Raw genomic sequence first — 14,705 nt, 5'->3', positions numbered from 1 at the left:
GAAATCACCACGAGGGGAAAACCCTCCGCCAGACGGCAACTAAGCGGCGCTAGACAGCTCCCACTTGCCGTCCTTGTACTCCAGACGGAACCTCGCCACCTTCTTCTTCGACTCATCAGCACTCGTCGCCTTCTCCGGCTGATTCCTAAAATGGCGCATCATCTTCGGGTCCATGTAGGAATAGCCTTCCCAAATAAAGCGAGTATTATCGCTACCCGGCACCTCACGCGGAGCGTCCGTTAGCAGCTCAACAATATACGGAGTTTCCGTACCGTACACCCAACCAGCACCCAACGCATACAGCTTAATCGTGCTGGGATATTTTTCCCAGCCGTAGCCATCATGGTAAACAATCTCAATCGGGTGCGGGTCACCCGTCATCATCAAATAGTTCAAGCTCGCCAGCCAGAAACTCAAGAAAGCATACGCACCATCAACGCTGTGCTCCTTCATATTCGCCGGAGGAACAGGCTTCGGCATATTCTCCGCCGGATTCGTAGCGCTCGCCGGAACATACTCGCCGGTCTTCTCATAGCTATCGAACTTTATCGCACCCTTATAGGACTTACCCGAAGAGCGAAGCCCCGAAGCGGCAGAAGCACTCGCAGAAGCACTCTCAGACGCCGAAGGAGAAGCGCTCGCAGACGCCGACGGGGAGGCAGTCTCGGAGGCGGTGGCCGCCTCCGACGGAGAAGCCGAGCCGGTGCCGCCAGCTAGCGGACGAATATCGCTGGCACACGCAGTCAACGCAGAAAGCGCGCCAGCAACAGCAACACCCAGGGCAGTACGTCGAGTGAAGAAAGTAGTCATCGGAAGTCCTTCGTCGGAACCTTCACCCCCAAAGCCATCAGCACGGGGCTCACAACCTGCAGGTAAAGACCACATGTAGTACGTCAATGTATATACATTAAGCGTACCCGAGGCGCCCTCCACCAACCCCGAACATCCGCGGGGTTTTCCCCTGGGTGTTCCCTGGGTTTCCGCAGAGTTTCGGCAGAATTTTCGCAGAGTTTCGGCATAAAGAAACCCCGCCCACGGTGCATTACCGCGGGCGGGGAGAAGCTCATCATAAGCCGTTACGCCTGACCATTATGGTGGGGTCTAGACAGAAGAAGAGCTAGAAGAAGAACCGGAAGCCGACGAAGAAGAGCCTTCATTGCCGGTGAGCATAAACCACTTACCGTCCTTGTATTCCACAGCAGCCTTCATCAGTTGGCCCTTCTGGCTGGAATCCGTCTTAAGGGGCTGGTCAGACTTGCCCTCACGATGAATCTTCGCATCAGGGCTGTAGTTCATGTAACCCGGCCAGTTGTAACGGGTAGTGCTACCGGATGCCTTCTGCGGTGAACCAGTAATCAGCTCAATAGTAACCGGGGTATCCGTACCGTACATCCAGCCCAGATTGCTCTCGTACATGTACGTAAATTCCTCCAGGCTCTTCGCATACACATCTGCAGGGTCAGCCTTCTTCATCGGCTCAGCATCGCCGGTCATCAGTGCATAGTTAAAGCTCGCCAGCCAGTAGCCGATGAACGCGTACAAGCCATCAACGTTCTGATCGTTCATGTTCGCCGGAACGAGAGGCTTCGGCACGTTCTGCGCCTTCTTCTCAGCCGTGGCAGGAACGTATTCGCCGTTCTTCTCGAAGTTATCGAACTTCACAAAGCCCTTGTAGGACTTGCCGGAAGAAGCAGAAGCTGAAGCGCTAGCCGAGGCACTCGCGGATGCGCTTTCGGACGCACTTGCAGAAGCAGAAGGAGAGCTGGATGCGCTACCGTCAGCCAGCGGGCGAATATCACTGGCACACGCAGTCAATGCAGCCAGCACACCGGCACCGGTTGCACCCAGCGCCACGCGGCGGGACATACCAGCAGAGGTGGGGGAAGGGCTCGTCATTATCAGCCTTTCAAAGGAAGTCAACAGAGGAAATTGAGTGAGTCGACAATCCCATCATACCGGCAAGCACACAGCCGCCCCGCAGAAGTCGCCATATAGTGTCGATTACGAAGCCCTACCTAATACCGCCCCAAAGCACTATAGCGAAGACACAGACAAGGACAACAGAAGACTAAGAAGCTGAAGCACTCGCAGAATTCGAGCTCTTATCAGCATCCTTATCTTTCTGAGTGCTCATAAACCAAGCACCCTCCTTATACTCCACAACAATCCTCATCGCCTGGCCCTGCGCATCCGCCGCCCCAACCAGGGACTTATCGCGGTTATCGCCCTCCGTCAGATGCCTCTTCCCATTCTGATCAACCAGCGAACGGGCACGCCAGAAATAAAGAATACGGTCACCCTCAATCTGCGTGGGAGTATCCGTCGTCAGATACACAGACATCGGCTCACTCGTGTCATAAATCCAGCCGCGCCCCGTCTCATAGAGCTTGACCATCGGCTCAAGCTCCTTATAGTACTCACTACTAGGATCCGTCTTCTTCAACGGCTCAATATCACCCGTCAACGCCAGATAATTAAAACTAGAAATCCAATAGCCAATCAGCGCATAAATACCGTCAATACTCAGCTCCTGCACCTTCTCCGGCATGATCGGTTTGGGCACATTCTGCGCCTTCTTCTCAGCCGTGGCAGGAACGTACTCGCCGTTCTTCTCAAAGTTATCGAAAGTGACCTTACCCTTATACGACTTATTCGCAGACGGCAACGCCGGCGAAGCAGACGAGCTCGCCGAATCAGAAGCGGCAACATCAACCGGCGGATGCACCGTACGCGCACACGCAGACAACACGGCGGCAAGACCAACACCGCCCGCACCCAACACGGCGCGGCGGCTCAAAGCGACGGGCTTAAAAGAGGAGCTAGTCATCAGCAGTCTTTCGGTGAGGTCAACGGACAAAGGGGAGTGAGTCGACACCCCCATCATACCGGGCGCACCTTATAGCAACCGTAAAGCGCAGGCGAACAACAAATAGCCAGGCATATGAAGACACCCCGCAGCTGTCGCACAACAAAAGACAGCTACGGGGTGAACAACGTAATACGCCTCGACTGAACCGGATGCACCGGCTAACAGAGCGGCTAACGGGGCAGCTAGCGGAGCAGATGCGCAAAATTACGGCGCGCCTGAGCCACCTTCGGGCTCACCACAAACGCACAATAACCCTGCGCCGGATTCAACGCGTAATAATTCTGGTGATACTCCTCCGCCTCATAGAACACGCCCAAGGGCTTAATCTCCGTAACAATGGGGGAGGGGTACAGCTGCTGAGCACGCGCCACCGCACGCTCAAACGCCTCACGCTGCTGCTCATCCGCGTAGAAAAGCACCGAACGGTACTGCGAACCGGTATCCGCACCCTGACGATCCCAGCTCGTCGGGTCGTGGCTCGTGAAGAAAATATCCAACACCGTATCCAGGTCAATCACCTGCGGGTCAAAGCTGAGCTTCAGCGCCTCCTGATGCCCGGTCGCGCCCGAACACACCGAACGATAATCAGGGTCGGGAGTATCGCCGCCCGTGTAGCCGCAGACGCTCGCCTCAACCCCGCGGAACTGGCGGTACACCGCATCCAGGCACCAGAAACAGCCGCCGGCAAGTACAACATCAGTCATGATTCCTCCTCGAATAGTGAGCTTCGAACTAACATGTAGAAAACCACACTACCTAAAGAACACCGCCGCGCCGCACAATATTCCTGCACAGTCGCAGGCTTCGGCGTAAACCGCCCGCAACCCCGCCACATCCCCACTGCGCCACCTGCCACAATAGAGGTATGACTGAAAAACTAGAAACCCCCACCCTCGCAGAAGTCGTCGACGCCTTCCACACGCTCTTCCCGCCGCAGCTCGCCGCCGGATGGGATGCCTCCGGCCTCGTCGCCGGACGTGGCGCCGCTAAAGTGAGCACCGTCCTCTTCGCAGTAGACGCCCTCACCGCCACCGCCGAAGAAGCCATAGACGAAGGGGCACAGCTGCTCATCACCCACCACCCGCTGCTGCTCCGCGGCGCAAAGTTCATTCCCGACAGCGACTACAAGGGCAACGTTCTGCACACCCTCATCGAGGGCGGATGCGGCCTGCTCGGCGCGCACACCAACGCAGATGCCGCCGTTGAAGGTGTGAACGAAGCACTCTGTGACGCTATCGGCCTGATTGACCGCGAACCGCTCACTGAAGCGCAAACCCAGGTACTCGACGAGCAGGAACACGCGGTAGGCACCGGCCGCCTCGGCACTCTGCCCGAAGAAATCACCCTCAAGGAGCTGGCAGAACGCCTCGCTGCGGCACTGCCTGCAACCGCCGGCGGCCTGCGTATCGCCGGACGCGCCGACCAGCCGATCCACCGCGTCGCCCTCTGCGGTGGTGCCGGTGACTCCCTCTTCGACGCTGTGCGGGCCACCGACGCGCAGGTGTACATTACCGCCGACCTGCGCCACCACCCCGCCAGCGAATTCCGCGAAACCGCACGAGTCGACGGCAGCAACATCGCCCTGATTGATTGCTCCCACGCCGCCAGCGAATCACTCTGGCTGCAGTCGGCGGCAAACCGTCTGCGTGCCCTGCTCGCCGAACGCGGCTTCGCCATCGAAACGAAGCTGTCCGCACTGAACACCGACCCGTGGGACTTCACCGTCTCCACCGGCGTGGCAACCGGTCAGGATGCGCGCTCGGCAAGCACCGCCGCAGCCCCCGCGTGGGAACTCTAGGGCGAGAATTCTAGGGGGCGAGAACTCTAGAAGAATCCGCGCGGATTCCCTCAGCGCGTAAGAGCCCGGGCACCCCGTCCGTTGTGACGAGGTGCCCGGGCTAGAACCGGCCGGCCTACTTAGTTACCTGGCCTACTTAGTTAGCAATGCGATACAGACCGGTAGTGATAGGGTTCATCACACGATGCCGGTAATAAAACAACGTCCAGTCCAATTCAATGCGGGTCACAGCATGATTCGGTTCAAACATGCCGGTCTCGGGAGTAATAACATTCTGCTGGGTAGCCCACAGAATCTCACGGTAGAACGCGGAATCCGGCGTAACATCCGGGAAGGACGAAACACCCGATACTTCCGGTGAACCAGACGCACGGTAAATCATTGCGGCAACGGTTGCATTCGTGAGACCGTCCTCCGCGTGGAACTTTCCGTCAGGCCCGCCGAAAGTAACGCCCTTTTCACGAGCCCAAATGTAGGCGGCGTAGTTCGGGTCGTCCGTCTTCACATCCGGCCACGGGGAGACTTCAGGAAGGTCCACCTTGGGGCTGCCCTTCATCTCATAAAGGGCGGAAGCCAGCTCACCGCGGGTGGCGGGCTGATTCCGTTCCTCGTCGTTCAACGATGTCGAAAAGTACATACGTTCCTCTACGGGTACGTAAGCATTCGTGAACCGCTGGACACCCTCAAACTTCAAATCCTGGTGCGCCAAAAGAACGCCGCGGTGCTCCGGGGCAAAACCCACCATCGGGGTGATGAGAGTCTTATCCGTCTTGCTGGGGTAACCGTAGTCGCTCCACGCCTCAATGACGTACTGCTTGGACGGATCCAGCGTGTTCGCGGGAATCTTGAGATTGACGAAAGCGAAGCCTCCCTCCAGGCTCGTCTCGTATTCATCATCGCCTTGGACGTAATGCTTCATCTCGCTCATGACCAGGACGGGGGAACCCGTGCCCTTCTCGCGAATGACGTACATCATGCCCTCGGCGCCGGGGATGTTATTCCCCACGAAGCCCTGCCCCTGAATCAGCAGTTCCTGATCCTTCGTGGGGTCCTTCAGAGCATCGTATTTCAACTTAGGTGCGAAAGTGTCGAAGTGATAATCATTGGTGCTCAGACCGTGATGCGTCACAACGTTCTTGCGAGCCCAGATATCCTGAACGGTTGACTGCGGCTGGCCCGTAGGCTCGGCGAGGATACCAACCTCGTAACGCACCTTGTCCAGAGTCATATCCGGAAAATACTCCGTGAGGGTGTAGTAACTCGGCAAAGTATTAGCCTTAACCTTCAGAGTGGCGACAAAGGTGCCGTCATCGTCAATGGTGAAGTCCTTGCCCTCTTCAAACCGCAGAAGAGTGTCGGTCATCTGCAGAGCGTTGTAGGGGACGTTCTCCTCAGGCACGATGTAGACGACAACCTTGCCGTGCTGCTCGCGCCACTCCTTGGTGAATCCGGTGCCCAGAACCGTAATTTTACTATCCTCACCGGTGTACAGACCGTCGCCCTCTTGCTCGATGTAGTCACGGCCGTTCTGGAAGTAGTAATCCTCATAAACAACAGTGAAAGACGGCTCATCCGCGACATCCTGAGTTGCAGGGGCGGGGGCATTTACAGCCGGTGCGTTAGTAACAGGCACGTTTGCGGCGGGCACTGCGTCCTGGGCTAGCACCGGGGTCATCGGCAGGACCATCGCGCCCGCCAGCGCCAGTGCACTGCAGTTGCGAGCCGCGTGGAAGAATGAAGACTTAGAGTTCGGAAGTGAGGACATGAAATATCCTTAGGGTTATTTCTCCGGGCTGCGCGAGCTTACCTGCAGGCTGAGAATCTACCGTCGAATCTGCGCACGCCCTATGAGAAAAGTGGTTGAAAATCCCCTCGGTTTCGGGGATATCCTCACCCTATCAAAGCGTTGAACGCTTGTCAGGAAACACTCAAGGAATACTTTAAGGTTTCGAGAAATCTCACACAGCGGCAGCTGTTAAAAGCTGAACCCCGTGCTCCCGAACAGAAAACAATTCGGGAGCACGGGGAATCAGAGAGCTGTCCGATGCGCCGCGCCGCACGCGCCCTCAAGGTAAAACCCGAGGGGGACGTGGGCGGTCTAAACGACCTTACTTAGCGCGAGCCTGGAACGCCTCAATCAGAGTCTCCAGCTCACCATGAGTCACCATGTGCTGAGCATCAAAAGCGCCGCTAGCGTTCAGCACCACCTTGTTCTGCTGAGCCCACAGAATCTCACTGTAGAACGCCGAACCGGGAGCAACATCGCTGTAGGGGGAGTTGCCCTTAACCGCGGGTGAACCAGCCGCACGGTAGGCGAACGCCGCAACGGTAGCGTTTGAAATACCGGCATCCGCGTGGAACTTGCCGTCCGACCAACCGAAGGTAATACCTTTCTGACGAGCCCACACGTAAGCGGGGAAGTTCGGGTCGTCAGTCTTCACATCCGGCCAGGGGGAGGTCTCGGGCAGCTTCACCTCGGGGGTGCCTGCCTGAACGTACAGGGCAGCTGCGAGCTCACCGCGGGTTGCGGGAGTCTTCAGCTTCTCGTCGGAAGGAGCAGGCTTCTGGTCGTCCTTCTTAGGATCCTGAGCGTTGGGCAGGTTTGCGTCCCGGTAACCGTTCGTACCGTTCAGGTCCAGATCCTGCCATGCGAGCAGGGTACCGCGGCCCTCGGTGGACTTGCCCACGACCGGTGCAATCAGCTCGCCGTTCTCGCCGTAGCCGTCATTAGCCCAGACCTCAATTACGTATTTCTTCGAAGCGTTCAGGGTGTTTGCCGGAAGATGCACGTTACCGTACAGGTTGCCGTCACGGTACGCCGAAGACTCGGTGGGGTGGTCAAACTCGATAATGTCGCTGGTTGCCAGAACCGGGGTGTTCGAACCCTTCTCACGAACCACGAACTGAACACCCTTGACGGAGTGAATCTCACCGTAGAAGCCCTGAGCGCCAACGTTCAGATCCTGCGACTTTGCGGAATCAGCCACACTGTTGTAGCCCAGGCGCGGTGCGAACGGCTCCGGCTTCTCACCCAGAGTGTTCAGAACCTGGGTGCTCACCACGTTCTTGCTGGTCCACAGTTCCTGAGCGGTCAGCGGCTTCTGACCCTTCTGCTCAGCAACCACGTGAATCTCGTAGCGGACATCGTACTTGGTGCCGCCGGTCGGATCGTGGAAGTTGTCATCATCAACGAAGTAGTAGGCGGCAAGCTTGTACGCCTCAACCTTCAGGTCAGCCTCAAAAGTGCCGTCATCGGCAATGGTGAAGTCCTGACCCTCCACAAAGCGCAGCATCTTCGAGGTAGGAATCTCGTAGCCGGAGGGCGCGTAGTTCGCGGGAGCAATGTACAGTGCCACGGTACCGTGCTGAGCGCGCCACTCCTTGGTGTAGCCCGCGCCCTTCACGTGGACGGTACCGCCCTCGGTCGTGACGAGGGATGCGTTTACGCCATCGTACTTGTAACCGTCAGGGATGGAAACGTTCAGGGTCGGGGTAGCCGCAGCGACCTGGTGAACTGCCTGCGGGGTAGCGGCAGCAACGGCGGCATCAGCGGCAGGAACCGCATTCTGAGCCACCGCCGGGGTCATCGGCAGAACCATAGCACCAGCCAACGCCAGCGCGCCGCACCCCTGAGCTGCGCGGAGGAAAGAAGACTTAGAGTTCGGAAGCGAGGACATAAGAAATCCTTAAAGTTGTTTCTTCGGGACTGTACTGGTTCAGTGGCGAGTAGGGAATTCGCCATTGAATCTGCACACACCCTATGAGAAAAGTGATTGGAAGCCCCGTCGGTTTCGGGGACATTTTCACCCTATCAAACCCTCGAAACGATGTCAGAGAACGCTCAAGGGATGCTTGAAGGTTTTGAGGCATTTCACAGGTTGATCAGCCAATAAAAGCTAACCCCGTGTTCCCAAACAGAAAACCTGTCTGGGAACACGGGGTCATAGACTCAGACTAGAACCAGCCCACCATAGTCAGTGCGGTTCTGAAAAATAAACATCATCTGCTCCAGCTCACCACGATTTACCATCGTGGTTGCCTCAAAAATACCCCTTTGCGGATTGATGACACCATGCTGAGTAGACCACAAAATCTCGCGGTAGAAGGCGGAACTTGGATGTACATCCGTGAACGAAGAAACACCAGAAACAGCCGGGGAACCCGCCGCACGGTAGGTGAACGCCGCAACAGTAGCGCGTGAAATACCTGCATCCGCGTGGAACTTACCATCAGACCAGCCGTAGCTAATGCCCTTCTCACGAACCCAAATGTACGCGGCGTAGTTCGGGTCGTCTGTCTTTACATCCGGCCACGGGGAGACTGCAGGGAGGTTCACCTTGGGGGCGCCAGCTTGAAGGTACAGTGCCGCAGCTAGCTCACCGCGAGTAGCGCGCTGCTGCTGTTCCTCATCGCTAAGCTTTGAGAAGAGGTGCTTATACTTGGGCTTGGGTAAAGATACATTCGTGAATTCCTCAAGACCTTCAAACTTCAGGTCCTGACGGCCTATGAGAACACCGCGGTGCTCCGGCGCGTAACCCACCATCGGTGTAATCAGAGTCTTATCCGTCTGGCTGACATAGCCGTAGTCGCTCCACGCTTCAAGGACGTACTGCTTAGACGGATCCAGAGTGTTCGCGGGAATTTTGATGGTGCGGTAAACAGCGTTTCCCCACAGCTGAAGTGTGCCATGGCCGCGATCGTAGTAGCGCTCCATCTCGCTCATGAGCAGGACGGGGGTGCCGGTGCCCTTCTCACGAATTGTGTACATGACACCCTCACGACCGGGGAGCTCATACGCGCTGAAACCCTCACCCTCAATCATCAGCTCTTGATCTTTCGTGGTGTCCTTCAGTGCATCGTACCTCCAGTGGGCCCCGATAATTTCAGGATGGCGACGGGTATATATTGGCTTGTGAATAGCCACGTTCTTACGAGCCCAAATATCCTCAATGGTCGGCCACGGCTGATCCTCGCCCACTGTGAGGATACCAATCTCATAGCGCACATCCTCCCCGCGGAAATACGGGACCCCATAAGCGGGAGTGTAGAAACTCTCCAAGTCGCCATATCTGATCGTCAGCTTTGCCTCAAAAGTACCGTCATCGGCAATAGGGAAACGCCAACCTTCTCCAAAGAAAAGCACCGACCTTGAAGGCTCAACGTTATCGGGATGATGCTCTGTAGCGGCAATGTAAAGGACTGCCTCGCCGTGCTGCTCACGCCATTCCTTGGTGAGACCGGTGCCCCTCACCGTAATTTCGTTGTACTCATCGGTGTACAAAGCCGCACCCTCCCCATAATCAATGGTGAAAGACGGGCCATCCGTGACGTCCTGGGAAACCGGGGAAGCAGTATCGGTAACCGGTGCGTTAGCGACAGAATTGTTAGTGACCGGTACTGTGTCCTGAGCCAGCGTCGGTGTCATCGGCAGGACCATAGTGCCAGCCAACATGAGCGCGCAATAACCCTGCGTTGCACGGCGGAATGAAAACTTAGAACTCGGAAGTGGGGACATAAAACATCCTTATGGTACGTCCCATTGGATGTTTGCAATTCCTGCAGGATGATTCCCAACCGAATCTTCACCGTTGAAGTCGCGCTAATCCAATAAGAAATTCGTTGATTATCCCCATCTGTTTTGGGGTATTCTCACCCTACCAAACCCTCAATGAGAAATTGCGAAAACACTCAAGGAACAGTTGAAAGTCCTGAAATTTTTGTGCCTCAACGACCCTGCGAACACTCAAAGAATATGCACAGAAAAATGGTGCAGAAAACGGGCGCAGAAAACCCCGTGTTCCCAAACAGAAAACCTGTTCGGGAACACGGGGGTAGTTAGCGCGGAACTAACGCGCCTTACTTAGCACGGTTCTGAAAATTGAACAGCATCTGCTCCAGCTGACCACGATTCACCAGATCCGTCGCATTAAAAGCGCCGAAATCCGGAGTAATGACATACTGCTGAGTGGACCACAGAATCTCACGGTAGAAGGCGGAACTCGGATTAACATCCGTGAACGAAGAAACACCAGAAACAGCCGGGGAACCCGCCGCACGGTAAGTAAACGCCGCAACAGTAGCGTTCGAAATACCGGCATCCGCGTGGAACTTGCCGTCCGACCAGCCGAAAGTAATACCCTTCTGACGAGCCCACACGTAAGCGGAGTAGTTCGGGTCGGTCGTCTTCACATCCGGCCACGGGGAGACTGCCGGGAGGTTCACCTTGGGGCTGCCAGCCTGAGCGTACAGCGCCGCAGTCAACTCGCCGCGAGTAGCGCGCTGCTTCTGCTCCTGGTAGGTGAGCTTCGAGGTCAGGGTCTTGTATTCTCGCTGGGGCGCAGTAGCATCCGTGAAGTCCGGAACACCCTCAAACTTCAGATCCTGACGAGCCATAAGAACACCGCGGTGCTCCGGCGCGTAACCCACAATCGGGGTGATGAGGGGCCTGTCCTTCTTGGTGAGGTCGTAGTCGTAGTCGCTCCACACCTCAATGACGTACTGCTTAGACGGATCCAGGGTGTTTGCAGGGATCTTGATGGTGCGGTAAAGAGTGCCTCCCTCCAGGCGGGTTACACCATCGGGGCTTTCATAGTAGGACTTCATATCGCTCATCGCCAGGACGGGGGTGCCGGTGCCCTTCTCGCGAATCACGTACATGGCACCCTCACGGCCAGGCAGCTCCTCCCCAACGAAACCCTCACCCTGGACCAGCAGCTCCTGATCCTTCGTGGTGTCCTTCAGTGCGTCGTACTTCAACTTAGGTGCCATGACCTCAGGATGGTAAGCGCGGGTGTACATCGGATTGTGAGCGATAACGTTCTTACGAGCCCAAATATCCTCAATGCTCGACTGCGGCTGACCCTTAGCCTCGGTCAAAATACCCGTCTCGTAACGCACCTCGTCCAGGGTGATACCCGGGAAATAATCGATGGGAGTGTAGAAACTCTCCAGGGCCTTAGCCTTGATGGTCAGCTTAGCCTCAAAAGTGCCGTCATCGGCAATTGTGAAGTCCTTACCCTCTTCAAAGCGGAGCATCGACGTTGAAGGCTCAGCGTTACCGGGGCGGTCCTTCGTAGCCGCAATGTAGAAGACAACGGTGCCGTGCTGCTCACGCCACTGCTTAGTGAAACCGGCACCCTTCAGAGTCACGGTGCCGCCCTCGCCGGTGTACAGAATACCGTCATAATCAGCGGAGTACGTCGGCTGCGCCGCTGCGTCTTGAGCAGCCGGCTTGGGGGTTACAGCATTCGCCGCCGGTGCATCAGCAACAGGTGCCGCATTCTGAGCCAGCGCCGGGGTCATCGGCAGAACCATAGCACCAGCCAACGCCAGCGCGCCGCACCCCTGCGCCGCACGGAGGAAAGAAGACTTAGAGTTCGGAAGCGAGGACATACATCATCCTAACGGGTCGTACCCACCGGGATGATGCAGGTTCATAGGGTTCCTGGGGTGAGAAATCTCCGTCGAATCTGCGCCAACCCAGTGAGAAAGTGGTCGATTATCCCCGTCGGTTTCGGGGACATTTTCACCCTAGCAAACCCTCAGGTAGATGTCAGGGAACACTCAAGAGAGGCTTGAGAGTTCTGAGGTTTTTCACAGGTTGACCAGCCACTAAAAATTGAACCCAGCAAGCTAAACTCAGCAAGCTAAACCCCGAGAACAGAACCCAAAAATAGAACCCCGTGTTCCCGAACAGAAAACCTGCTCGGGAACACGGGGTTCTTCAGGTAACTAGTCGATAAGCAGAGCCAGCTTAGCGAGACTGGAAAGCAGTCAGAACAGTCTCCAAATGGCCGCGAGTCAGCAGTTGCTTAGGAATGAAATACTGACCACCGTACACGGTAGGCAAATTCTGGCTAGCCCACAGAATCTCACGATAGAACGGAGCACCAGGCTTAACATCCACATAGGGAGAATCACCCTTCACCGCAGGAGAACCCGCCGCACGGTAAGTGAACGCCGCAACGGTAGCATTCGAAATGCCAGCATCCGCGTGGAACTTGCCGTCCGACCAGCCGTAGCTAATGCCCTTCTCACGAACCCAAATGTACGCAGCGTAGTTCGGGTCGTCAGTCTTCACATCCGACCACGGAGAGACTTCCGGCAGCTTCACCTCGGGCGCGCCAGCCTGAAGGTACAGAGCCACCGCCAGCTCGCCGCGAGTAGCGCGTTCCTTGCGCTGCTCATCGGTCAAGCTAGGCTTCTTATCCTCAACAGCGTCAGAGCCCTTGAAATTCAGATCCTGAGAAGCCAACAGCTCACCGCGACCCTCAGGTGCCTTACCTACAACGGGGGCAAGGAACTCGCCGCTCTCACTGTAGCCGTCATTAGCCCAGACCTCCACCACGTACTTCTTCGAAGCATCCAGGGTGTTAGCCGGAACCTTCACGGTGCCGTTCACTACACCGTTCACATACTCAAAGGCACGGTCGTGGTGGTTGTACTCAATGATGTCGCTGGTCGCCAGAACCGGGGTGTTCGAACCCTTCTCACGGATTACATACTGAACACCCTTGACGGAGTGAATCTCACCGTAGAAACCGGTACCCGAGAAGTAAATGTCCTGATCAGTGGTGGTATCGCCAAGAGCCTTGTATTCCACCTTGGGGGCAAACGGACTGGGACGGAACGCCTGAGTTTGCACCGCAATACGGCGAATCACATTCTTGCCAGCCCACAGATCCTCAATGGTCAGCTGGGGCTGACCCTGCTGCTCAGCAACCAGGTCAACCTCGTAACGCACATCGTAAGTCGGGATACCGGGGAAGTAGTAGCGAGGCTCATAGTAGCGCTGAAGCACGTCCGGCTTGACCGTCAGCTGAGCATCCAGGGTGCCGTCCTCAGCAATGGTGAAGTCCTTACCCTCCTCAAAACGCAGCGGCGTATCATCAGCGGGCAGTAGGCTACCGTCGGGAACACCCTGAGAAGCGGCCAGGTAAACCGCCACCTTGCCGTGCTTTTCACGCCACTCCTTAGTGAAACCCGAACCCTTCACGTGGACGGTACCGCCCTCAAAGGTGTACAGCAGCTGAGCCTTGCCGTCGTACAGAACCTCGAACGTCGGAGCGTCCTCCTGGGTGGCCTTAGCGCCCGGAACATCCGCAGCCGTCGTGCCGTCAGAACCATTGAAGTTCAGCGTCTGAGAAGCGAGCAGAGTACCGCGGCCCTCGGGTGCCTTGCCAACAACGGGGGTCACCAGGTCTTCGCTACCCTCCTGGTAGCCGTTGTTGCCCCATACCTCGACAACGTACTGCTTTGCCTTATTCAGGGTGTTAGCGGGAATCTTAACGTTACCGTTGAGGAGCCCATGCTGGTACTGGAACGCATACTCGGGGTCGTTGTACTCGATGATGTCGCTGGTTGCCAGAACCGGCGCCCTCAGGGTCTTCTCACGCACAACAATCTGAACACCCTTGGGGGACTGAATGTCACCGTTAAAACCCCAACCAGAGAAATCCAGAACCTGATCGTTACCGGTATCCTTCAAAGCGTTGTAGCGCCAATGAGGAGCGAACTCATCAGAAGTAGCAACAGGATTCTCGCGGACGCGATCATCCGGCAGGGAACCAGCGACAGCCGCCGCAGGAGCATCCGCGGCAACATTCTGAGCAAGCGCAGGAGACATCGGCAAAACCATCGCGCCAGCCAGCGCCAATGCACCGCAACCCCGTGCTGCACGGAAGAAGGACGAAGCCTTGAAATTCGGAAGAGCGGACATAATCATTCCTTATTGGTCGAACCCATCGCGCCAATGCAGTTTCTAAAAGGGGAGTGAGAAATCTTCGTCGAATCTGCGCCAACCCAATGAGAAGTGGTCGAATGTCCCCGTCAATTTCGGGGACAATTTCACCCTATCAAAGGGCTGAACAGATGTCAGGAAACACTCAAGAGAGACTTGAAGGTTCTGAGGGTTTTCCCAGGTTGACCAGCCGCTAAAAACTGAACCCAGCACGCTAAAACTCAGCACGTTAAACCCCGAAAACAGAACCCCGTGCTCCCGAACAGAAAAACCATTCGGGAACGCGGGGTTATTCAGAT

10 protein-coding genes are annotated in these 14,705 nt (G+C 56.5%); 1 reads left to right on the top strand and 9 read right to left on the bottom strand.

Translation table 11 applies throughout. The annotated features are described in order from the left end of the window. Positions 1-39 precede the first annotated feature (39 nt). The 4 genes from ACP3RB_RS04635 to msrA form a co-directional block, all read right to left on the bottom strand. Positions 40-810: a DUF6318 family protein gene (locus tag ACP3RB_RS04635; RefSeq protein WP_426698643.1), complete on the bottom strand. Its 771-nt coding sequence runs from the start codon at positions 808-810 to the stop codon at positions 40-42. Between the two features lie 291 nt (positions 811-1,101). Then, positions 1,102-1,896 carry a DUF6318 family protein gene (locus ACP3RB_RS04630; protein ID WP_424826216.1) on the bottom strand — a complete coding sequence of 265 codons (795 nt, stop codon included), beginning with the start codon at positions 1,894-1,896 and terminating at the stop codon, positions 1,102-1,104. 172 nt (positions 1,897-2,068) lie between these two features. Further along, the gene (locus tag ACP3RB_RS04625) at positions 2,069-2,827 is read right to left on the bottom strand and encodes a DUF6318 family protein (protein ID WP_426698642.1); all 759 of its coding nucleotides are present in this window, start codon (positions 2,825-2,827) and stop codon (positions 2,069-2,071) included. A gap of 224 nt (positions 2,828-3,051) precedes the next feature. Further along, positions 3,052-3,573 carry a peptide-methionine (S)-S-oxide reductase MsrA gene (gene msrA / locus ACP3RB_RS04620; RefSeq protein WP_426698641.1) on the bottom strand — a complete coding sequence of 174 codons (522 nt, stop codon included), beginning with the start codon at positions 3,571-3,573 and terminating at the stop codon, positions 3,052-3,054. A 161-nt stretch (positions 3,574-3,734) separates the two neighbouring features. Between msrA and ACP3RB_RS04615 the strand changes: the two genes are divergently transcribed. Beyond that, positions 3,735-4,667: a Nif3-like dinuclear metal center hexameric protein gene (locus ACP3RB_RS04615; RefSeq protein ID WP_426698640.1), complete on the top strand. Its 933-nt coding sequence runs from the start codon at positions 3,735-3,737 to the stop codon at positions 4,665-4,667. Positions 4,668-4,803: 136 nt separating this feature from the next. Here the strand turns inward: ACP3RB_RS04615 and ACP3RB_RS04610 are convergent, their stop codons facing one another. The 5 genes from ACP3RB_RS04610 to ACP3RB_RS04590 form a co-directional block, all read right to left on the bottom strand. Continuing rightward, a complete protein-coding gene (locus tag ACP3RB_RS04610) occupies positions 4,804-6,432 on the bottom strand; it encodes an S-layer homology domain-containing protein (protein ID WP_426698639.1) in 1,629 nt (542 codons plus the stop codon). A gap of 343 nt (positions 6,433-6,775) precedes the next feature. Further along, a complete protein-coding gene (locus ACP3RB_RS04605) occupies positions 6,776-8,344 on the bottom strand; it encodes a gluconolactonase (protein WP_426698638.1) in 1,569 nt (522 codons plus the stop codon). Positions 8,345-8,616: 272 nt separating this feature from the next. Next, positions 8,617-10,182: an S-layer homology domain-containing protein gene (locus tag ACP3RB_RS04600; RefSeq protein ID WP_426698637.1), complete on the bottom strand. Its 1,566-nt coding sequence runs from the start codon at positions 10,180-10,182 to the stop codon at positions 8,617-8,619. Positions 10,183-10,523: 341 nt separating this feature from the next. Beyond that, complete coding sequence (locus ACP3RB_RS04595; RefSeq protein WP_426698636.1) at positions 10,524-12,059, bottom strand: S-layer homology domain-containing protein; 1,536 nt, start codon at positions 12,057-12,059, stop codon at positions 10,524-10,526. A 361-nt stretch (positions 12,060-12,420) separates the two neighbouring features. Then, the gene (locus ACP3RB_RS04590; RefSeq protein ID WP_426698635.1) at positions 12,421-14,385 is read right to left on the bottom strand and encodes a gluconolactonase; all 1,965 of its coding nucleotides are present in this window, start codon (positions 14,383-14,385) and stop codon (positions 12,421-12,423) included. Positions 14,386-14,705 lie beyond the last annotated feature (320 nt).

It is taken from the genome of Rothia mucilaginosa (assembly GCF_049990865.1).
Lineage (GTDB): Bacteria > Actinomycetota > Actinomycetes > Actinomycetales > Micrococcaceae > Rothia > Rothia mucilaginosa_I.
This window is presented reverse-complemented; position numbering and strand designations above follow the sequence as displayed.

Bases quoted from the DNA above. Each gene is read 5' to 3' on its own strand.
- ACP3RB_RS04635 (WP_426698643.1), bottom strand. From the start codon at position 810: ATGACTACTTTCTTCACTCGACGTACTGCCCTGGGTGTTGCTGTTGCT.
- ACP3RB_RS04625 (WP_426698642.1), bottom strand. From the start codon at position 2,827: ATGACTAGCTCCTCTTTTAAGCCCGTCGCTTTGAGCCGCCGCGCCGTG.
- ACP3RB_RS04610 (WP_426698639.1), bottom strand. From the start codon at position 6,432: ATGTCCTCACTTCCGAACTCTAAGTCTTCATTCTTCCACGCGGCTCGC.
- msrA (WP_426698641.1), bottom strand. From the start codon at position 3,573: ATGACTGATGTTGTACTTGCCGGCGGCTGTTTCTGGTGCCTGGATGCG.
- ACP3RB_RS04605 (WP_426698638.1), bottom strand. From the start codon at position 8,344: ATGTCCTCGCTTCCGAACTCTAAGTCTTCTTTCCTCCGCGCAGCTCAG.
- ACP3RB_RS04630 (WP_424826216.1), bottom strand. From the start codon at position 1,896: ATGACGAGCCCTTCCCCCACCTCTGCTGGTATGTCCCGCCGCGTGGCG.
- ACP3RB_RS04595 (WP_426698636.1), bottom strand. From the start codon at position 12,059: ATGTCCTCGCTTCCGAACTCTAAGTCTTCTTTCCTCCGTGCGGCGCAG.
- ACP3RB_RS04615 (WP_426698640.1), top strand. From the start codon at position 3,735: ATGACTGAAAAACTAGAAACCCCCACCCTCGCAGAAGTCGTCGACGCC.
- ACP3RB_RS04600 (WP_426698637.1), bottom strand. From the start codon at position 10,182: ATGTCCCCACTTCCGAGTTCTAAGTTTTCATTCCGCCGTGCAACGCAG.
- ACP3RB_RS04590 (WP_426698635.1), bottom strand. From the start codon at position 14,385: ATGTCCGCTCTTCCGAATTTCAAGGCTTCGTCCTTCTTCCGTGCAGCA.